This window comes from Niabella insulisoli, assembly GCF_039652435.2.
GTDB classification, from domain to species: Bacteria; Bacteroidota; Bacteroidia; order Chitinophagales; family Chitinophagaceae; genus Niabella; species Niabella insulamsoli.
In genome coordinates this window covers 1,382,853-1,402,606 of record NZ_CP190246.1, presented here as the reverse complement: position 1 = coordinate 1,402,606, position 19,754 = coordinate 1,382,853, and the positions used below count along the sequence as shown (strand labels likewise).

The following is a 19,754-nucleotide window of genomic DNA, read 5'->3' as shown; positions in this document are numbered from 1 at the left end:
TAACCTTTTCCAAACCAAATGAACCAAATAAAAAAACACAAAGCCGATCAGCTGGGATATAATTTTATTCCCCGCGAATATTTACCGGAAGGTAAAGATGAATATTATCTCCGGTTTCAACAGAACCCGGCATCAGATTATCGAAAGCTCACCAAACAGGAAATCACCATCCTCCAGTCCAATAGAAACCGCTCTTCAAATTGGGACGATGTATTAGTGCGTGATGGCATTGATATCCATCTGATAGAAGAATGTACCTTTTTCGGGCTGGTGCGTATTGGAAAACTGGAGCAATATTTTTTAGAGTTCAGTGAAGTGAAGTTCCCTGTAGGTCTTTATCACAGCCAGATTGTAAGCTGCGATATCGGAGACAATGTTTCCATTTCCAATGTAAAATTCCTGGCGCATTACATTATTGAAAGCGATGTTATTATTGCCAACGTAAATGAAATGAGCTGCACTTCTCACGCAAAATTTGGCAATGGCATTATTAAAGAAGGAGAACGTGAAAGCGTGCGCATCTGGCTGGAACTCTGTAATGAAAATGGCGGGCGAAAAGTGTTGCCGTTTGAAGGAATGCTTTCCGGCGACGCCTGGCTTTGGACAAAATACAGAGGCGATCAGGAGTTAATGCAGGCCTTCCAGCAATTTACCGAACAACAATTTGACACTTTGCGTGGCTATTACGGAACCGTTGGAAAGCGTACGGTGATTAAAAACACGCATATCCTGAAAGATGTAAAAATTGGTTCGGATGCTTATATTAAAGGCGCCAGCAAGTTAAAAAACCTGACCATCAATTCTAACGAAAAAGCCAGCACTCAAATTGGAGAAGGTTGCGAAATGGTAAACGGAATTATGGGCGTGGGCAGCCGCGCTTTTTATGGCGTGAAAGCAGTTCGCTTTATACTCTCTCCTTTTTCCCAATTGAAATATGGCGCCAGACTGATCAATTCCTATCTCGGTGAAAACGCCACAGTTTCCTGTTGCGAGGTGCTCAACTCTTTGATATTCCCTGCTCACGAACAACATCATAACAACTCCTTTTTGTGCGCAGCGCTTTTGATGGGTCAAAGCAATATGGCAGCCGGCGCCACTATCGGATCCAATCACAACTCTCGCGGCGCTGATGGCGAAATACAAGCGGGGCGCGGGTTTTGGCCGGGCCTTTGTGTGAGCTTAAAGCACAACTCGCGGTTTGCTTCGTTTACAATGATTGCCAAGGGCAACTACCCTGCGGAGCTGGATATTCCTTTTCCTTTTTCGCTGATCAGTAACGATGAGCAGCACAATAAACTTGTTATCATGCCGGCGTATTGGTTTATGTATAATATGTATGCCATTCAGCGGAATGAAAGAAAATTTGCTGACCGGGATAAAAGAATTGACAAACGCCAACATCTCGAGTTTAGCTGCCTGGCGCCCGATACAGCTAACGAAATATACCGTGCCCTGCATATTTTAGAAAGATTCACGGGAAAAGCTTTTTATAAGGAACACAAAATGATTGGCAGCGATGCGGATTACGCGCTCAAAGGACGATCGCTTTTGGAACATGAGTCGCCAATTGTGGGAAAATTGCGGGTAATGGGGAGCGGCATCGAAAACTCGAAAAGGCCTGTTCATATCATCAAGGTTCAGGAAAGTTATAATGCCTACAAAAGAATGCTGTTGTTTTATATTGGGTCTAATTTAAAAAACTATTGCCTTGAAAAAGGAACTTTCAGCCTGGAACAATTTGCCACTCAAAATGAAACTACGACGATTAACAATGAATGGATCAACGTAGGCGGACAACTTATCTCGCGCGATGATCTTGATGGTTTAATCCAACAAATAAAAAACCGGCAAATCTCAGGCTGGGAAGAAGTACACCAATTCTATTTACAAACCGCGCAAAAGTATGATGAACAAAGAACGCGTCATGCATTTGGTCTGCTGCTGCAACTGACGGGCCTACAACCGGCAGACATTGACCTGCCTTATTTGGAATCTTTTTTTAAACAAACGCTCGAAACCAAAGAGTGGATCACCAAAAATGTAAAACTGTCGAAAGAAAAAGATTACAAAAACAGTTTCAAAAATATGATGTACGAGTCAAAAGAGGAACTGGAAAATGTTTTGGGTGCATTTGAAGACAATGCTTTTATCATTCAACAAAACGAGGAGTTACATATTTTCAGGCAAGAAATGCACCAGTTGCTACAGGCATTTAACTCTTCTTTTACGTCGTCCGAACTCTGAAAGTCCAGGAAATTTTTAAGGTGGCTACCAATTCGCCGCTTTCATTTCTTCCTTCGGAAAATGCCGTCAGCTCGCGCGGCTCGCGGGTTTCAATAGCTTCGTCTATCACCCGGTCGAAAGCCGCTCCATCCGAACAGGTAAAAATCGTTTTACCTTTTGCCTTTTTAAAGTATTCCGCTTCCATTTTCAATACAAGCATTGAGACGCCTGGTTTTCTTTTATATACATTGGCCATCGCCAGGGCTCCTGTGCTTAATTCGGCAGCCATGGCCAGGCATGCAAAATAGGTCGAGCCGAAGGGGTTTTGACTGAACCATTTGAACGGAACCGATACGCTACAAGACGCTTCAGAAAGGCTTTTGATCCGAACGCCACAGAAATAAGCTGCAGGTAATTTCCTAAGCAGGAAAAAATTAAATTTTGGCGAGTTAGCAAGGTTGATAAATTGTGCTTTTGTATCCATTATTACAAGCGTTGATGCTTTATAAAGTTATGGATTAAAGCACACTAAAAAGAGGTACTACTTTTAAATGGCTATTCTACGGCAAGGTTTAGAACAATTTCATCTTCCAGAATTCCTTCGAGTTCATCCCCCGGCAGCGCCTCGCCAACCCCCGAGGGAGTTCCGGTGAAGATGACGTCGCCAATATTTAAAGAGAAGTATTTGGAAATATTTGCAATAAGTGCATTGAAACTGTAGATCATCAAGTTTGAATTTCCTTGTTGAACCAGGTCGTTGTTCTTATAAAATCCGAATTTAATATTTTTCAGATCTGAAAACTCGTCAAGAGATTTCCATTTTCCCAACACGGCGGAATTGTCCCAGGCTTTTGCCTTTTCCCAGGGCAAGCCCTTTCTCTTCAGGTCGTTTTGAATGTCACGGGCGGTAAAATCGATGCCCAGCGTGATAGCGTCAAAATATTGATGCGCATATCTCTTATTAATGTACCGGCCATTTTTACAGATACGAAGTACCAGTTCGCATTCGTAGTGTAATTCGTTAGTAAACTCGGGATAATAGAAGGGAAGATGAGGTTTTAATAGCGCTGTTTTCGGTTTCAAAAAAATCACTGGCTCTTCCGGAACTTCGTTTCCAAGTTCTTTGGCGTGCGCCACATAATTTCTCCCAATACAAAAAATTTTCATGTCAAAAGTTTTCTGCGATTTATCAACTTACTCAAATACGAGATTATTCACAGCGTTCATTGCGGCATTTAATCCTTGCGTAGCAAACAGCTCAATCGCTTCTACGGATTTGTCGATTTTTGCTTTGACGACCTGTTCTTCTTGTTTGGTCCATTTGCCCAATACAAAATCGGACTGCATGCCTTTCGGAAAATTGCTTCCAATGCCAAAACGAAGTTTGGGATAGGCTACGGAATTGATAGTCTCCTGAATACTTCTCAGGCCGTTGTGCCCGCCATCGCTGCCACTGCCGCGCATGCGTATCTTACTGATCGGCAAGGCAAGATCATCTAAAATGGTCAAAGTTTGTTCGAGCGCTAAACGCTCTTTCGACATCCAGTAATGGAAAGCCTTCCCACTCAGGTTCATGAAGGTGGTGGGGCAGACACAAACAAACACCCTGCTCTTCCATTTTATTTCGGCCGTGTAAGCCAGCCGGTCCTGCCGGAAATCACCATTATGCTTTTTAACAAATGCGGCTACGACGTCAAAACCGATATTATGTCTTGTGTGTGCGTATTCGGCCCCGACATTTCCCAGCCCTACAATTAAAAATTTCATGTTACACCATCGAAATTAGGAATTCACTGTAAAGTAACAACTTACAATCGAATAGATAAAATAATATCAATAAAGATTTAGAACTAGCGTACGTCTCACGCATTCGTCCTTCTATTTAGATGTTTTGTACAACACTCTGGCTAATATTGCTGTTTGGGGGCGAAAGAGGGTGCTCATATATCACACAAAAAAGCGCCCTTCAGTAGCTTACTGAAGGGCGCTGTTAAAAAGAATGGCAGCTACCTACTCTCCCGCATTGTGGTGCAGTACCATCGGCCTTAAGGGGCTTAACTTCTCTGTTCGGTATGGGAAGAGGTGAACACCCTTGGTATAACCACCATAAAAAGGTTAGGGCCCCTACAAATCCTCCAACAAGGAGGGCTTAAAAACGGACCCAATAAGGTGACATATTGGAAAAAATAATAAAAATTAGAAGAGTACCTAACATTTTAGCCTTTCCTATTCCCCTCCTTCAGAGGGGTTAGGCGAGGCTTTAATAAAATTAAAGCGTACGGGCAATTAGTACTACTCGGCTTTGATGTTACCACCTTTACACCTGTAGCCTATCAACGTAATAGTCTCTTACGGCCCTTAAAAGTAAACTCATCTTGAGATAGGTTTCACGCTTAGATGCTTTCAGCGTTTATCCTGTCCGTACTTAGCTACTCAGCACTGCACCTGGCGGCACAACTGATACACCAGCGGTACGTACGACCCGGTCCTCTCGTACTAAGGTCATGTTCTCGCAATTTACTAACGCCCACCACAGATAGGGACCGAACTGTCTTGCGACGTTCTGAACCCAGTTCACGTGCCACTTTAATCGGCGAACAGCCGAACCCTTGGGACCTTCTCCAGCCCCAGGATGTGACGAACCGACATCGAGGTGCCAAACCTCCCCGTCGATATGAGCTCTTGGGGGAGATCAGCCTGTTATCCCCGGAGTACCTTTTATCCTTTGAGCGACGGCCCTTCCATACAGAACCGCCGGATCACTTTAGCCGACTTTCGTCCCTGCTCGGCCTGTTTGCCTCACAGTCAAGCTCCCTTTTACTAATGCGCTCTACGTACGATTACCAACCGTACTGAGGGAACCTTTGCAAGCCTCCGTTACTCTTTAGGAGGCGACCACCCCAGTCAAACTACCCACCATGCACTGTGTGGCGTTAGCCATTAGATTCTAAATCAAAGAAGGTTGGTATTTCAACGACCGCTCCACAATGGCTGGCGCCACCGCTTCATAGCGTCCCAACTATTCTACACATCCGTAATTCAAAATCAATGCAAAGTTGTAGTGAAGGTTCACGGGGTCTTTCCGTCCCGTGGCGGGTAACCGGCATCTTCACCGATACTACAATTTCACCGGGCTCGTGGAGGAGACAGCGTTCAACTCATTAGACCATTCGTGCAGGTCGGAACTTACCCGACAAGGAATTTCGCTACCTTAGGACCGTTATAGTTACGGCCGCCGTTTACTGGGGCTTCAGTCAGGAGCTTTGCATTGCTGCGAACACCCTTCCTTAACCTTCCAGCACCGGGCAGGTATCAGGCTCTATACGTCATCTTTCGATTTTGCAGGGCCCTATGTTTTTGTTAAACAGTTGGTTGAACCATTTTACTGAGACCACCCGAAGATGGTACGCTTTATCCCGAAGTTACAGCGTCAATTTGCCTAGTTCCTTCTCCACGGCTCACCCGAGCGCCTTAGAATACTCATCCCGTCTACCTGTGTCGGTTTGCGGTACCGGCTGCTATGCTCGCTTTTCTTGGAAGTACTTTCAGTAATACGCTTCACCCGAAGGATCCACTCAGCTAATCCGTCAGCTTATTTACCTAGCATACTCCGTCACTTTTAATGCATAGCAGGCGCAGGAATATTAACCTGCTTTCCATCGTCTACCCCCTTCGGGTTTGACTAAGGACCGGGCTAACCCTGATCCGATTAACGTTGATCAGGAACCCTTAGACTTTCGGCGAATAGGTTTTTCACCTATTTTATCGTTACTTATGCCTACATTTTCTTTTCTAACAGCTCCAGCATACGTCGCCGTACACCTTCGATGCCGTTAGAATGCTCCCCTACCGATATACCACCTAGTGGCAATCATAGAGCTTCGGTTCATAGTTTAATACCCGATTATTTTCCGCGCAGAGCCTCTCGACCAGTGAGCTGTTACGCACTCTTTAAATGAATTGCTGCTTCCAAGCAAACATCCTGGCTGTTATAGAAGCTCTACATCGTTTGATTAACTTAACTATGCATTGGGGACCTTAGCTGCTATTCTGGGTTATTTCCCTCTCGGCCATGGACCTTAGCGCCCACAGCCTCACTCCCGGTAAACATCTGTTAGCATTCGGAGTTTGTCAGGGTTTGGTAGGCGGTGAAGCCCCCTAGCCCAATCAGTAGCTCTACCTCTAACAGACTTTATAAACCGAGGCTGTTCCTAAAAACATTTCGGGGAGAACGAGCTATCTCTCAGTTTGATTGGCCTTTCACCCCTATCCACAGGTCATCCCAAGACTTTTCAACGTCAACGGGTTCGGTCCTCCAGTTAGTTTTACCTAACCTTCAACCTGCCCATGGATAGATCACAAAGTTTCGCGTCTACCCCCACTGACTAAGCGCCCTGTTCGGACTCGCTTTCGCTACGGCTCCGTTTTTTTTAACTTAACCTCGCCAGTGAGGAGTAACTCGTAGGCTCATTATGCAAAAGGCACGCCGTCACCCCAATGGGGCTCCGACCGCTTGTAGGCGTACGGTTTCAGGTACTATTTCACTCCCTTATTTAGGGTGCTTTTCACCTTTCCCTTACGGTACTGGTTCACTATCGGTGTCTGAGGAGTATTTAGCCTTACCAGATGGTGCTGGCAGATTCAAGCAGGATTCCTCCGGTCCCGCCCTACTCAGGATACCGCTCGTCCACATCAATTTACGCTTACACGGCTTTCACGCTCTATGGCTTAATTTTCCAAAAAATTCAGCTTGATGATGCTTTCTAAATGCGGTCCTACAACCCCACAGCAGCACGCCGCTGTGGTTTAGGCTCTTCCCCGTTCGCTCGCCACTACTTAGGGAATCATTGACTTATTTTCTTTTCCTCCGCCTACTTAGATGTTTCAGTTCAGCGGGTTGGCTCCCGCCGGTTGGCGGGTGATACGTCTTCAACGTACCAGGTTGTCCCATTCGGAGATCCGGGGATATAATACTCGTGTGCAGTTCCCCCCGGCTTTTCGCAGCTTACCACGTCCTTCATCGCCTCTCAGACCCAAGGCATCCACCATACGCCCTTAATTGCTTTAAAAAAGTTTACCTACCTACGGCAGGTTTATAAAACTTAATTAATATGAGGCCAGATAATCGATAATATTATCTGGACTTTATTTTTAGTTTGTTGTAGTTGTTACCCGACCACATTGCTTCAGACCAACCAAAATATTGGTGATATTTATACAATTATGATCGATAAACTTGTTAGGTACTCTCCTAACAGTATTTTTTCCAATATGTCAAAGAACTTGGCCCCTACCCCCAAAGGGAATAAAGACAACTGCTGATGATTAGGTTACGAACCTTTAGACCTTTTATGTCTCATCAAAAATATTTAAAGAACTTTTTTGCTTGAAGCCTTCCAGCTTTACGCCCCAGACTTAGCGCTTGCCGCCCTTTGGCGATCTTTTTAAGTGGAGGATATCGGAGTCGAACCGATGACCCTCTGCGTGCAAGGCAGATGCTCTAGCCAACTGAGCTAACCCCCCATTTGAGTTGTTAGGTGTCAGATGTTAGTTGATAGTTAAACTGCCAACTATGAACCATCAACCATCAACTTGTTTTCAAGTAGACCCGACCAGATTTGAACTGGTGACCCCTACATTATCAGTGTAGTGCTCTAACCAGGCTGAGCTACGGATCTATAGCCCCCAGCCCCAAAGGGGAGAAGGTAATATCATCTAATGTACCAATGTTGTTATCTTCACTGGCTTTTAGATTGCCGTACTCCTATTGGCCATCAGGTCTTATGTAAAGAACTTGTTTGATTTTTGGTTAATGGCTATTATGCATGATCCATTACCTACCATCCAAAAAATTTAAAATTAAGGAAACAACAGCACCAGTAAGTCGTGTGCTCTAAAAAGGAGGTATTCCAGCCGCACCTTCCGATACGGCTACCTTGTTACGACTTAGCCCCAATTACCAGTTTTACCCTAGGCAGCTCCTTACGGTTACCGACTTTAGGTACACCCGGCTTTCATGGCTTGACGGGCGGTGTGTGCAAGGTCCGGGAACGTATTCACCGTATCATTGCTGATATACGATTACTAGCGATTCCAGCTTCACGTAGTCGAGTTGCAGACTACGATCTGAACTGAGAGAAGGTTTTTGAGATTAGCTTCATATCGCTATGTCGCGACTCTTTGTCCTTCCCATTGTAGCACGTGTGTAGCCCTGGGCATAAAGGCCATGATGACTTGACATCATCCCCTCCTTCCTCACGTCTTACGACGGCAGTTTCACTAGAGTTCCCAGCGTTACCTGATGGCAACTAGTGATGGGGGTTGCGCTCGTTGCGGGACTTAACCCAACACCTCACGGCACGAGCTGACGACAGCCATGCAGCACCTTGCTTTGTGTCTATTGCTAGAAAAACCACTTTCATGGTTCGGCACTCGCATTCTAGCCCAGGTAAGGTTCCTCGCGTATCATCGAATTAAACCACATGCTCCACCGCTTGTGCGGACCCCCGCCAATTCCTTTGAGTTTCAACCTTGCGGTCGTACTTCCCAGGTGGGATACTTAATGCTTTCGCTCAGACACACACAGTGTATCGCGTATGTCGAGTATCCATAGTTTAGGGCGTGGACTACCAGGGTATCTAATCCTGTTTGATCCCCACGCTTTCGAGCCTCAGTGTCAATATATGTGTAGCCAGCTGCCTTCGCAATTGGTGTTCTATGTCATATCTAAGCATTTCACCGCTACATGACATATTCCGCTAACCTCCACAATATTCAAGACTACCAGTATCCACGGCAGTTTCCGAGTTAAGCTCGGAGATTTCACCACGGACTTGGCAACCCACCTACGCTCCCTTTAAACCCAGTGAATCCGGATAACGCTTGCACCCTCCGTATTACCGCGGCTGCTGGCACGGAGTTAGCCGGTGCTTATTCATATGGTACCGTCAGTCGAGTTAGAAAACCCTTTTTTCGTCCCATATAAAAGAAGTTTACAATCCAGAGGACCTTCATCCTCCACGCGGCATGGCTGGTTCAGAGTTTCCTCCATTGACCAATATTCCTTACTGCTGCCTCCCGTAGGAGTCGGGCCCGTGTCTCAGTGCCCGTGTGACTGGTCGTGCTCTCACACCAGTTAATGATCGTAGGCTTGGTGGGCCATTACCCCGCCAACTACCTAATCATACGCACACCCGTCTTCTAGCGTGTCGCCACTATAATATTAGTAAGATGCCTTACCAACATGTTACGGGGTATTAATCCAAGTTTCCCTGGGCTATCCCCCACTAAAAGGAAGGTTGTGTACGTGTTCCGCACCCGTTTGCCGGTCTCAAAGAGAGCAAGCTCTCTTCTACCCCTCGACTTGCATGTATTAAGCCTGCCGCTAGCGTTCATCCTGAGCCAGGATCAAACTCTCCGTTGTAAATGAGTTTGATTACTGACTTGTAAAATTTACTCTAAAGAGAAAAATTAACGTGTCAAAAATCCAAATGTTATTTGCTTTCTGACTTACCTTCGTGTCTAAAATTAATTAGATCAAATTGTGCTATTGCTTCCAAAATTTCAAAGATCTGCTCCGGTTTACAGCGAGCATAAACACTCACCCCGAATCCTGATGACATCAGCGGGTTTGAACCACTTCAGCGCCTCTCACGCCATATCATTTTTTGTAACTTTTTTAAGAACTGAAACGACCAGATAACCGCCGTTTTTCGATTGGGATTGCAAAGGTAAACTCTTTTCTCATTCTGCCAAATTTTTTTCAAAGTTTTTTTGAAAAAATCTAACCCCAAACTGCTTTCTAAGAACTAACCGCCTCCTGCTTAAAAACGGACGGCAAAGATAAGCACTTTCTTTCAAAAAACTCAACTAAATAAGAAAGTTTTTTTTGATAGCCACACCTCTCATCAATACCCCAAAACACTCACTACCAACACGCATTATCCATTCCTAAAAACCCCCAAAATCAACCCCTTTTAAAGAACTTCCCGCAACCGCTTCGCGCTAACGGGCTGCAAATATAGAACTATATTCTACACCACAAAATTTATTCACCCCTTTTATTTGAAAAAAATCAAAATCGCTGCGGATTCACTAAAATGTAACTACCGAAAAGTGCCAATGAAACGTGTCAATAACGGTGAGTTGATTCACATCCACAGGCAGGCCTACCAATATTTTTAACGCCTGCATAGCCATCATGGCGCCCACTATCCCCGGCAACGGGCCCAGTACGCCTTTGCCATCGCAGGTAAGTGTCTCTTCAGCGCCGGGCATTTCAGGAAAAATATGCCTCAAATGCTTGCTCCCCTTATAATTAAAAACAGCGAGCTGTCCCTCAAATGCCAAAACACTTCCGTAGACCAAAGGCTTTCTTAATTCGACGCAGGCATCATTTACAAGATACCGCGTGTCAAAATTGTCGGAACCGTCGATAATGATATCATAACCTGATATGAGTTTCGTAACATTGTCAACCCTCACCTTGTCTTCAATGGGAATTAGGTTTACGCGGCTATTTAGCTGTCCGACTTCCTGCTGCACACTTTTCACTTTTGGAAAACCGATTGCCTGCTCTTTATGAATGATTTGCCGGTTCAGGTTATGCAATTCTACTTTGTCGAAATCGGCTACGCCCATCGTACCCACGCCTGCAGCCGCTAGATATTGTATGACCGGACACCCCAACCCGCCCGCCCCGATCACCAAAATTTTCGCGGATGCAATTTTTCGCTGACCAGCGATACCAATTTCATCTATAAATATTTGCCGGCTGTAGCGATCGAATAACACCTCTGATACCATCTCAAAAATTTTATGTGTCCCATACTTAAAAATGCTGACCCCGTAATAACCAATACCCGGCCGCCTTTAGGAGTAAACTCCTTCCCAATCCTTCATGACTGCGTTATATCCTGCATTTTTAACAACCGTTTTAAATACCTCCATCGTCCGATGATCGCCAACTTCAAATTGTTCCAGCGAATCATCGGCGACGGCGTAGCCGCCGGGATTGGTTTTAGAACCAGCACTCATACTTGTCGGTCCCAATTGTATGATGTGATCTCTGAATTTTTCAGCTTCCCGAGTGGAAATGGAAATGTCTAAATCTTCGTTCCAGATCCGGTACGCACAAATCAACTGTAACAAGTCACGATCCTGCATGAGAAAATTAGGTCCTGCTACACCCTTAGCTGGCCTTAATCGCGGAAAAGACACAGAATACTTGGTTTGCCAGTATGTCTTTTGTAAATAATCTATATGCAGCGCGTTAAAAAAACTATCCACCCGCCAATCCTCGAGGCCTAACAAAACACCGAGGCCCATTTTGTGCAAGCCCGCCTTACCTATCCGGTCTGGCGTATCTAATCGAAATTGGAAGTTGGATTTTTTACCCTTCGGGTGATACTGCCTATATACCTTTTCATGATATGTTTCCTGATACACCAAAACCGCGTGCACGCCGGCCTGCTGCAAGACGCTGTATTCATGCCGCAAAAGCGGCTGTACTTCGATAGAAATATGGGCAAAATGAGGCCTTAATAACTGAACAGCATTCATGAAATAGTCGATGCCGGCAATTTTGTCTGCCTCCCCGCTTACTAATAATACGTGCGCAACACCCATTGCTTTCAGTGCAGCAGCCTCCTGCATTATTTCGATGCTGCTCAATGTTTTCCTCCTTATTTTGTTGCCCAAACTAAAGCCGCAATAGGTGCAAATATTCTGACACTCATTACTCAGATACATGGGAGCAAATAATTGCACGGTCTTTCCAAACCTTTTTTGCGTAATAGCTCTTGCCGTTTGTGCCATATACTCTAACTCAGCAGCGGCTACAGGAGAAATTAAATTGCAGAAATCATCGATCGTTTTTTTCTTCCGCGATATACTGTTCCGGACGTCGGTCAGTGTTGTCGCCTCAATCCGTTGCTTCATCTGATCCCAGGTGTATTGTCGGAAAACGTACTTAAAGTGATTCATGTTACATTGTTATATCGAAATGGCTGATTCTGTTGCGCAGCAGGAACTGCTTTAGTCTTCAATTAAAAAAGCGGTGAGCGGACTAGTGCCTTCAGCCCTCGTCTGCACTGCCCCCAACCCAGCTTCGTACGCTATTCGGCCGGCCACAACCGCGTGTTTAAATGCTTCGGCCATTTTAACGGGATGGCCGGCTATCGCAATTGCGGTATTAACAAGAACCGCATCAGCACCAAGTTCCATCGCCTGGCAGGCGTCTGACGGAGCACCAATTCCCGCGTCAATGATGACGGGCACTTTACTTTGTTCAATAATGATTTCCAAAAAATCAAGAGTCTTAAGTCCTTTATTGCTGCCAATCGGAGCACCTAAAGGCATGACCGCAGCGCTTCCTGCATCTTCCAGCCTTTTGCACAAAACAGGATCGGCATGGATATACGGAAGCACGATAAATCCCATTTTGGCAAGCGCTTCTGCAGCCTTAAAAGTTTCGACCGGGTCGGGCATCAGATATCGTGGATCCGGATGAATTTCAAGTTTTATCCAGTTGGTATCGAGCGCTTCTCTGGCCATTTGGGCAGCAAGCACGGCCTCTTTTGCGCTGCGAGCTCCCGACGTGTTGGGTAAAAGGCCCACGCCGGGCATTAGCAACTCGTTTAGTAAATTATCTTCCTTCGCTTCAAAATCGATTCGCTTTAAAGCCAGGGTTGCCAGTTCGGTTCCAGAGGCCTTTACGGCGTCGCACATGACCTTCAAATTCCCAAACTTCCCGGTACCAAGAAATAGCCTTGATGAAAAAACTTTATCTCCAATTTGCAACATTGTTATGTAAGATTTTATGGATGGATGAAATGAGTTGGGGCTGTTGCGTGATACAGCGTGATAAGGCAACGCCGTGCACGCCGGCGGAGCGGATGCATTCAATATCTTCAATTTCAATACCCCCAATTGCGTAAATGGGCGGCACAGCTCTAAACTCCTTTTTTAGCGCTTCAATTATTTGTTGGTAGCCCTCCAAACCAAGCAACGGACTTAAATGCTCCTTCGTTGTGGTGAATCTAAAAGGCCCAAGACCGATATAGTCGCAGCGCTCATCTATCCGCTGAACTACATCAGCGAAGGAGTTCGCAGTGCCCCCGATTAGCTTGCCCGGATCAAGTTGGGCTCTTGCCTCCAATATGGAATCGTCTGCCAATCCCAAGTGGACACCGTCTGCATCAACTGTCTTGGCAATAGTCACGCTGTCGTTGATAATACATACCGCACGATAGGATTCACACCATTTTTTAACTGCACTTGCCAGAGCCGTATGCTGAAAAACGGGTGCATTTTTCCATCGAACCTGTACCCAGCCCGCACCATGATCCAACGCGTTGCGGACATTATATTCCTGCTCTGAAAACGTATTGCCCTGTGATATATATTGAAGTTTAGCTAACATAGTGATGATACCCCAATAAAGAGGGGTGACTGTTTAAAAATCTTTCTACATATATTTTTCCCAGGCGGCACGCTTCCGGCAAATCGTATCCTAATGCAATATTAGAAGCGATGGCCGCCGAGAGCACGCAGCCCGACCCATGCTTTGCATGCACACTTTCGGCGGTTGGAAATATTTCGATGTGGTTTTTGTTTTGTATCAACAAATCCGTCCCTTTCAATTGATCGCGGTGCCCCCCCTTTATTAAAATAGCATTTGCGGTGCTCCAAATTTCATAGGCTTTCAATAATTCATATTCCAGATAATTGGGAGTAATCAAATCTATATGCGGAGCCAGTTTTTTCCAACAGGTCACATCATCCATTTCAAAGAATTGCCTTCCAGAGGAACTGCTGATTATCGGATCCCAGACAATAAAAGCATTCTCATTCAATTGCTTTATTGCGTCAACAATTTTATGCAAAAAATCAAAGCCCGAAACAATCCCAATTTTTGCCACGGAGACGGGATACTTTTCTGCTAAAATGCGAATGCTAGTTAATATCAAATCAAGCGGTTGCCATTCCAAAGCAGCCACCTCCTGCTCGGTTTGAATAGTGTGTGCCGTAATTATTGCCATTCCTTGCACCTGGTGCTGCTCTATAGTTTTTATATCGGCCAAAACGCCTGCTCCGCCACAAGGGTCAAAGCCGGCTATGCTTAAAACGATCGGTCTTTCTTTTAACATCAATAAATGCATTTAACGGATGCTGATTTTGCCAAACACCGCCCATGAGGGCGATTCCATCAACCCCTTTTTTTAACACTTCTTCACAGTTGCCGCAATGAATGCCTCCCAAGCCTATCAACTGAATATTAGATTTTTCGCGGTCGATTAATGAATGGAACACATTGCTATTTTTCCCATAACCTCGTTTTGAAATGCTTGCAAATACCGGCGACAAGAATGCGTAGCTCCAATGATCTTCAAGCCTATTGAAATCCCGAATGCAATGAACGGAGGTAGATAGCAGAAACGCGCTCCTGTAAGGCAGATCTGCCGCCCTGTTTCGCGCATCTGCTCCGAAATGCAATCGGGTTATTCCCCACTCTTTCGCCAAATGATGTTGATGATGTAGTACCAACCGCTCGCGATATGGCCGATCTATTTTTTCTACAAACATTTTTAATTCGACATCACCCATTTCGTATTTACGCAAATGGAACAGGTCGAGGCCATTTGCAAACATCTTGTTTATGTAAGAAGGTTCCTGCTTTGGAGCCTTGTCAGACGAAATCACGATGATCATATATATAGCGCTTTACCGTGCCTGACAAACTCTCTGGACTTGTCTGCCATGCCTGCTTCTGCCGACTCACGGATTTCCTGAGTAATTTTCATAGAACAAAACTTGGGACCACACATGGAGCAGAAATGAGCTGTTTTGGCTCCATCTGCCGGAAGCGTTTCATCGTGAAAGTCCCGGGCCGTATCGGGATCGAGCGATAAGTTGAACTGATCTTGCCATCTAAATTCAAACCGGGCTTTGCTTAGCGCATTGTCTCTATATTGTGCGCCCGGGTGCCCCTTTGCCAGATCGGCCGCATGAGCCGCCAGTTTGTATGTGATAACGCCATCTTTAACATCCTTTTTACTGGGCAGCCCCAGGTGTTCTTTGGGTGTCACATAACATAGCATGGCACATCCATACCAACCAATCATAGCCGCTCCAATAGCTGATGTTATATGGTCGTAGCCTGGCGCTACATCTGTTGTGAGCGGACCTAAGGTGTAAAAGGGCGCTTCGCTGCAAGCAGCCAACTGTTTGTCCATATTTTCCTTAATCAAATGCATCGGTACATGACCCGGGCCTTCCACCATTACCTGAACATCATGTTTCCAGGCCAGGCGCGTAAGCGCTCCCAACGTTTCCAGCTCAGCGAACTGGGCGGCATCGTTGGCATCTGCAATTGAACCAGGACGTAAACCATCACCTAATGAAAAGGAGACATCATAACGTTTCATTATCTCACAGATTTCCTCAAAATGCGTGTAAAGAAAATTTTCTTTATGATGAAACAAGCACCATTTTGCCATGATGGAGCCGCCCCTTGAAACGATGCCGGTTACCCTTTTTGCAGTCAGGTGGATATAACGCAATAGAACACCGGCGTGAATTGTAAAATAAGACACGCCCTGCTCTGCCTGCTCTATCAGCGTATCCCTGAAAATCTCCCAGGTTAGGTTTTCAGCCACACCTTTTACCTTTTCCAATGCCTGGTAAATAGGAACCGTGCCCACCGGCACCGGTGTGTTGCGTATGATCCACTCTCTTGTTTCATGAATATTTTTACCGGTAGACAGATCCATAATTGTGTCTGCTCCCCAACGGCAGGCCCAAACTGCCTTTTCCACTTCTTCTTCTATACTGGATGTAACAGCGCTATTACCAATATTGGCGTTGATCTTAACTAAAAAATTGCGGCCTATGATCATTGGCTCGGCTTCAGGATGATTGATATTACATGGAATAATAGCCCGACCGGCCGCAATTTCATCGCGAACAAAAGCCGGGGTAATGGTACGCCGGGGCGTATTTGCCCCAAAGTTTTGTCCCAGATGCTGATGTTGCATCTCTGGGGAAACAGCAGCCAATTGTTCTATTTTTTGATTTTCCCTGATGGCTACATATTCCATCTCTGCAGTTATAATACCTTGACGCGCGTAGTGTAGTTGGGTTACATTTTTTCCTGCCTTCGCCATCATCGGCTTATGGCTATATTCAAATCGCAACTCATCCAGCGAAGCATCTGCCTGTCTTTTTTTGCCGTATGTTGAGGTGATGCCAGGCAGTTTTGTTACATCATTTCTGCCTACAATCCAGGAAGCTCTGATCCTGGGCAACCCCTCGCGAATGTTAATAGACTGGCCGGCATCCGTATAGGGCCCGGAGGTGTCGTAAACCGTTACGGGCGCATTTTCTTCCACGGAACCGTTACTCAGTTTTGTTGAACTGAGCGTGATTTCGCGCATTGCTACTTTGATGGGAAACAAAGTTCCTTGTACATATATTTTTTTTGAAGAGGGAAAGGCATCCTGTGTAATTAATTGTTTAATCACGTAGTAAAAGATTTGAGGGTTAACAATTAGCCGCCTTGTGTTGCGGTAATGATGAGAACGACGTCATGCGCCTTAACCGGAGTAGAGGCCCAGGCGGTTTTGGGCACGACCTGATTATTAAGCGCCACCGCGACGCCTTTAGATTTGCCGGGGGCTTCCCACTGCATTAGTGTTTCCAGCGAAGCGGGAGCCTCTTCCAATATTTTTTTCTTATGATTGATGATAAGTTCCATCCTTAAAATATTTTATATCAATAAAACTTTAGGGATGGCTACCAATAGTGCAGAATTGCACGAAGAGAAGACATGTACTTTTTCCTACGCTGGTATGAACCAGATCAGGTTCTAAGGGTAAAATCTCAGCCTGCAAACTTTGCAGACACCCCTAAAGTTCAGCGCTAAGATAAGGAATAATATCAATTTGGCTAATCAATAAAGCCAAACTCTTCCGGTCCGCATTTTTATGCGTGGATTGAGTATATATGGCGTGATCTATTGCAGATAATGCAGTTGGCGTAGCGGTATGCGCTGATTTACCCCGCGCGGAAAACAAAACAGGCTGCCTCGTTGAGAGACAGCCTGCGGATTCGTTCTTGTTGTAAGCGATTATTTTTTTGCTGCAGCAGCTTCTTCCTGCTTCAACTGCCTTGTCATCACTACAGATGCTACCGGAATACGCGGAGAGTTGAGAATCTCCATTTCGGGAGCTTTGATATCTTCGATACGGATGTTACCGTTAATTTCAAGATCATCAATAGGCACTTCGATAGTTTCAGTCAAATGCTTAGGTAAAGTTTTAACTTTTACAGATTTGATTTTAGAGACAAACCTACCACCAGCTTTAACACCCTTTGCAGTGCCCGTGTATTTTAAAGGAACGGTAGCGATTACTTTCTTGTCTTCCACAAGCTCTAATAAATCCAGGTGAATCAACGCGTCTGTTACTTTATCAAACTGAAGATCTTTCAGAATGCATTTGTAAGTAGCACCGTCAACTTTCACTTCTGCAAACTGGAAATTTGGCGTGTAAACTAATGATTTGAAAGCCGCTGCCGGTGCGCTGAAATTGATTTCTTTAGCACCCCCGTAAATTACAGCAGGCACATGTCCCTGAGAGCGAACCTGGCGGGTGGCTGACTTGCCGAATTCGGTCCTCAGTTGTCCTTCGATTGTAATTGTGTTCATTTTTATGTTGTTTAAATATTTACTAACTCGTTCTCAAATTTGAGTGTACAAACAAACTTGTGATACTTTTATTTTCGAAAGCGTGTTTGATGGCCACTGAAAACAGTTGCGCCACGGAAATAACTTTTATCTTCTCACTTTCTCTTTTTAATGGAATGGTGTTACAAACCACCAATTCTTCCAACACGCTCGACTCAATATTTTCGTAAGCCTTTCCGCTCAACAGCGGGTGTGTAATCATCGCTCTTACACTATTAGCACCCTTTTCTTTTATCAATGAAGCGCATTTTGCCAGCGTTCCACCTGTATCACATATATCGTCAATGATCACCACATCTCTCCCTTCTACATCACCGATCAACGTCATACTTCCAATCTCGTTCGCACGCTTTCTGTGCTTGTCACAAATAACCATTTCTGCATTAAAATAGCTGGCTATTTCCCTGATGCGATTCGTTGCTCCCACGTCAGGGGCCGCAAAGGTAAGGTTTTTTAACTTTAACTGTTCCACATAGGGGATAAAAACAGCGTGGCTATCGAGATGATCTACGGGAATATCGAAATACCCCTGGATCTGCGGCGCGTGTAAGTCCATGGTAATCACACGATCAGCGCCAGCCGCCGTGATCATATTGGCTACCAGCTTACTGCCAATCGCCACCCGCGGCCGGTCTTTCCTGTCCTGGCGCGCATATCCATAATAAGGCAAAACAGCGATCACTTTATACGCGGAAGCCCTTTTGGCGGCATCAATCATTAGCAACAGTTCCATCAGGTTATCTCCCGGCGAATAGGTACTTTGGATCAAAAAGATATAATCGCCTCTGACACTTTCCAGGTAGTTGGGTGAGATTTCGCCGTCGGCAAAACGCTGAATACTTACATTTCCCGGCTCGCAGCCGAAATGCGTACAAATTTCTGCGGATAATTCACGCGAAGCAGTTCCCGAAAATATCTTAGCAGCATGTTGAATGGATTGAGCTTTCTGCATAGTCTTCTAAAATGAGCGGCGAAGATATTTTTTTATTTGGAGTGTGCCATAGTTTTTTACATTTAATTGATCAGACGCACCGATGGTAAAAACCGCGAGCCATAAAGGCTTCGATATTCAAAAATTATTTTCTATTTTGAGGCATGCAACCAAAAAACACCATTAAACATTGGGCCTCTAACGATCGGCCCAGAGAGCGCTTGGCCGCAGCGGGCGCCGAAAACCTCAGTGATTCGGAACTATTAGCCATTTTGATCAACCATGGTACCAAAGAAAAATCAGCCGTAGACCTTGCCCGGGAAATTTTAGCGCTTGGCAATAATAATCTTCACGACCTGGGCGCTTTAAGTTTATCACAGCTCATGAAAATAAAGGGCATCGGCCTGGCCAAAGCCATCACTATTGCTGCGGCGCTCGAACTGGGCAGAAGAAGGCAAAAGGGCCACATGCCGGATAAAAACAGGGTCGTCACGGCAAAGGAAACTGCCGATTTTCTGAAAGAGCGGCTGAAAGACTATCAGCACGAAGTTTTCGCGGTCATTTATCTCAACCGATCCAGCAAAATCATCAGTTTTGATATCATTAGCGAAGGTGGCATTAGTGGCACGGTTGCCGACCCTCGGGTCATTCTGAAGCACGCTATTGAAAAAAATGCGGTCGCACTGATTTTGAGTCACAACCACCCATCCGGAAGCCTGCGGCCCAGCCGCGCAGATGAATACCTGACAGAAAAAATAAAACAGGCAGCCAGCCTGTTAGATATTCAAGTTTTGGACCACGTAATCGTGAGCGCCGACGGTTATTATAGTTTCGCCGATGACGGCCTGATCTGAC

The 19,754-nt window shown here is 45.4% G+C and carries 15 protein-coding genes, 2 tRNA genes, 3 rRNA genes and 1 riboswitch; of the genes, 2 read left to right on the top strand and 18 right to left on the bottom strand.

The features are described from left to right. Positions 1–18 precede the first annotated feature (18 nt). Complete coding sequence (locus ABDK00_RS06000; RefSeq protein WP_346239246.1) at positions 19–2,244, top strand: DUF4954 family protein; 2,226 nt, start codon at positions 19–21, stop codon at positions 2,242–2,244. Here ABDK00_RS06000 and ABDK00_RS05995 read toward each other — a convergent pair. The 18 genes from ABDK00_RS05995 to ABDK00_RS05910 form a co-directional block, all read right to left on the bottom strand. Next, entirely contained in the window at positions 2,225–2,707 is a 483-nt protein-coding gene (locus ABDK00_RS05995) for a DUF4442 domain-containing protein (RefSeq protein ID WP_346239245.1), read from the bottom strand. The genes ABDK00_RS06000 and ABDK00_RS05995 overlap by 20 nt on opposite strands. A gap of 71 nt (positions 2,708–2,778) precedes the next feature. After that, the gene (locus ABDK00_RS05990) at positions 2,779–3,390 is read right to left on the bottom strand and encodes a fumarylacetoacetate hydrolase family protein (RefSeq protein ID WP_346239244.1); all 612 of its coding nucleotides are present in this window, start codon (positions 3,388–3,390) and stop codon (positions 2,779–2,781) included. Positions 3,391–3,417: 27 nt separating this feature from the next. Beyond that, positions 3,418–3,990 carry an aminoacyl-tRNA hydrolase gene (gene pth, locus ABDK00_RS05985; protein WP_346239243.1) on the bottom strand — a complete coding sequence of 191 codons (573 nt, stop codon included), beginning with the start codon at positions 3,988–3,990 and terminating at the stop codon, positions 3,418–3,420. A 230-nt stretch (positions 3,991–4,220) separates the two neighbouring features. Further along, positions 4,221–4,332, bottom strand: a 5S ribosomal RNA gene (gene rrf / locus ABDK00_RS05980). 157 nt (positions 4,333–4,489) lie between these two features. After that, positions 4,490–7,292: ribosomal RNA gene (locus ABDK00_RS05975) — 23S ribosomal RNA — on the bottom strand. Positions 7,293–7,672: 380 nt separating this feature from the next. Then, positions 7,673–7,746: transfer RNA gene (locus tag ABDK00_RS05970), tRNA-Ala, on the bottom strand. An 80-nt stretch (positions 7,747–7,826) separates the two neighbouring features. Next, positions 7,827–7,901: transfer RNA gene (locus ABDK00_RS05965), tRNA-Ile, on the bottom strand. Between the two features lie 219 nt (positions 7,902–8,120). Further along, positions 8,121–9,646, bottom strand: a 16S ribosomal RNA gene (locus tag ABDK00_RS05960). The 16S, 23S and 5S rRNA genes sit together here with 2 tRNA genes alongside, the layout of an rRNA operon. Positions 9,647–10,317: 671 nt before the next feature. Next, positions 10,318–11,028, bottom strand: a complete 711-nt coding sequence (locus ABDK00_RS05955) for a HesA/MoeB/ThiF family protein (protein WP_346238967.1) — start codon at positions 11,026–11,028, stop codon at positions 10,318–10,320. A 66-nt stretch (positions 11,029–11,094) separates the two neighbouring features. Next, the gene (gene thiH / locus ABDK00_RS05950; RefSeq protein ID WP_346238966.1) at positions 11,095–12,207 is read right to left on the bottom strand and encodes a 2-iminoacetate synthase ThiH; all 1,113 of its coding nucleotides are present in this window, start codon (positions 12,205–12,207) and stop codon (positions 11,095–11,097) included. Between the two features lie 51 nt (positions 12,208–12,258). Further along, positions 12,259–13,026, bottom strand: coding sequence for a thiazole synthase (locus ABDK00_RS05945; RefSeq protein WP_346238965.1), 768 nt, complete (start codon positions 13,024–13,026; stop codon positions 12,259–12,261). Beyond that, positions 13,007–13,645 carry a thiamine phosphate synthase gene (locus tag ABDK00_RS05940; protein WP_346238964.1) on the bottom strand — a complete coding sequence of 213 codons (639 nt, stop codon included), beginning with the start codon at positions 13,643–13,645 and terminating at the stop codon, positions 13,007–13,009. The genes ABDK00_RS05945 and ABDK00_RS05940 overlap by 20 nt, the downstream gene beginning before the upstream one ends. Continuing rightward, positions 13,635–14,372 carry a hydroxymethylpyrimidine/phosphomethylpyrimidine kinase gene (locus ABDK00_RS05935; protein WP_346238963.1) on the bottom strand — a complete coding sequence of 246 codons (738 nt, stop codon included), beginning with the start codon at positions 14,370–14,372 and terminating at the stop codon, positions 13,635–13,637. The genes ABDK00_RS05940 and ABDK00_RS05935 overlap by 11 nt, the downstream gene beginning before the upstream one ends. After that, positions 14,329–14,934 (bottom strand): thiamine phosphate synthase, encoded by a 606-nt coding sequence (locus ABDK00_RS05930; protein ID WP_346238962.1) that lies wholly within the window; start codon positions 14,932–14,934, stop codon positions 14,329–14,331. The genes ABDK00_RS05935 and ABDK00_RS05930 overlap by 44 nt, the downstream gene beginning before the upstream one ends. Beyond that, complete coding sequence (gene thiC / locus ABDK00_RS05925; protein ID WP_346238961.1) at positions 14,931–16,745, bottom strand: phosphomethylpyrimidine synthase ThiC; 1,815 nt, start codon at positions 16,743–16,745, stop codon at positions 14,931–14,933. Before thiC ends, ABDK00_RS05930 begins: the two co-directional genes overlap by 4 nt. Positions 16,746–16,771: 26 nt before the next feature. Then, positions 16,772–16,978 (bottom strand): sulfur carrier protein ThiS, encoded by a 207-nt coding sequence (gene thiS, locus ABDK00_RS05920; protein ID WP_346238960.1) that lies wholly within the window; start codon positions 16,976–16,978, stop codon positions 16,772–16,774. Positions 16,979–17,042: 64 nt separating this feature from the next. Beyond that, a riboswitch (TPP riboswitch) is annotated at positions 17,043–17,141 on the bottom strand. A gap of 209 nt (positions 17,142–17,350) precedes the next feature. After that, on the bottom strand, positions 17,351–17,929 hold the full coding sequence (locus ABDK00_RS05915) for a 50S ribosomal protein L25 (protein WP_346238958.1): 579 nt from the start codon (positions 17,927–17,929) through the stop codon (positions 17,351–17,353). A gap of 22 nt (positions 17,930–17,951) precedes the next feature. Continuing rightward, a complete protein-coding gene (locus tag ABDK00_RS05910) occupies positions 17,952–18,920 on the bottom strand; it encodes a ribose-phosphate pyrophosphokinase (RefSeq protein ID WP_346238957.1) in 969 nt (322 codons plus the stop codon). Between the two features lie 143 nt (positions 18,921–19,063). On the opposite strand from ABDK00_RS05910, the gene radC reads away from it, so the two are divergent. Next, entirely contained in the window at positions 19,064–19,753 is a 690-nt protein-coding gene (radC, locus tag ABDK00_RS05905; RefSeq protein ID WP_346238956.1) for a RadC family protein, read from the top strand. Position 19,754 lies beyond the last annotated feature (1 nt).

What these genes read in the sequence shown, in the direction of transcription:
- thiS (WP_346238960.1), bottom strand. Translation starts at nt 16,978, where the DNA reads ATGGAACTTATCATCAATCATAAGAAAAAAATATTGGAAGAGGCTCCC.
- ABDK00_RS05930 (WP_346238962.1), bottom strand. Translation starts at nt 14,934, where the DNA reads ATGATCATCGTGATTTCGTCTGACAAGGCTCCAAAGCAGGAACCTTCT.
- ABDK00_RS05940 (WP_346238964.1), bottom strand. Translation starts at nt 13,645, where the DNA reads ATGTTAGCTAAACTTCAATATATATCACAGGGCAATACGTTTTCAGAG.
- radC (WP_346238956.1), top strand. Translation starts at nt 19,064, where the DNA reads ATGCAACCAAAAAACACCATTAAACATTGGGCCTCTAACGATCGGCCC.
- ABDK00_RS05955 (WP_346238967.1), bottom strand. Translation starts at nt 11,028, where the DNA reads ATGGTATCAGAGGTGTTATTCGATCGCTACAGCCGGCAAATATTTATA.
- ABDK00_RS05945 (WP_346238965.1), bottom strand. Translation starts at nt 13,026, where the DNA reads ATGTTGCAAATTGGAGATAAAGTTTTTTCATCAAGGCTATTTCTTGGT.
- ABDK00_RS06000 (WP_346239246.1), top strand. Translation starts at nt 19, where the DNA reads ATGAACCAAATAAAAAAACACAAAGCCGATCAGCTGGGATATAATTTT.
- ABDK00_RS05910 (WP_346238957.1), bottom strand. Translation starts at nt 18,920, where the DNA reads ATGCAGAAAGCTCAATCCATTCAACATGCTGCTAAGATATTTTCGGGA.
- ABDK00_RS05990 (WP_346239244.1), bottom strand. Translation starts at nt 3,390, where the DNA reads ATGAAAATTTTTTGTATTGGGAGAAATTATGTGGCGCACGCCAAAGAA.
- ABDK00_RS05935 (WP_346238963.1), bottom strand. Translation starts at nt 14,372, where the DNA reads ATGTTAAAAGAAAGACCGATCGTTTTAAGCATAGCCGGCTTTGACCCT.
- ABDK00_RS05995 (WP_346239245.1), bottom strand. Translation starts at nt 2,707, where the DNA reads ATGGATACAAAAGCACAATTTATCAACCTTGCTAACTCGCCAAAATTT.
- thiH (WP_346238966.1), bottom strand. Translation starts at nt 12,207, where the DNA reads ATGAATCACTTTAAGTACGTTTTCCGACAATACACCTGGGATCAGATG.
- ABDK00_RS05915 (WP_346238958.1), bottom strand. Translation starts at nt 17,929, where the DNA reads ATGAACACAATTACAATCGAAGGACAACTGAGGACCGAATTCGGCAAG.
- pth (WP_346239243.1), bottom strand. Translation starts at nt 3,990, where the DNA reads ATGAAATTTTTAATTGTAGGGCTGGGAAATGTCGGGGCCGAATACGCA.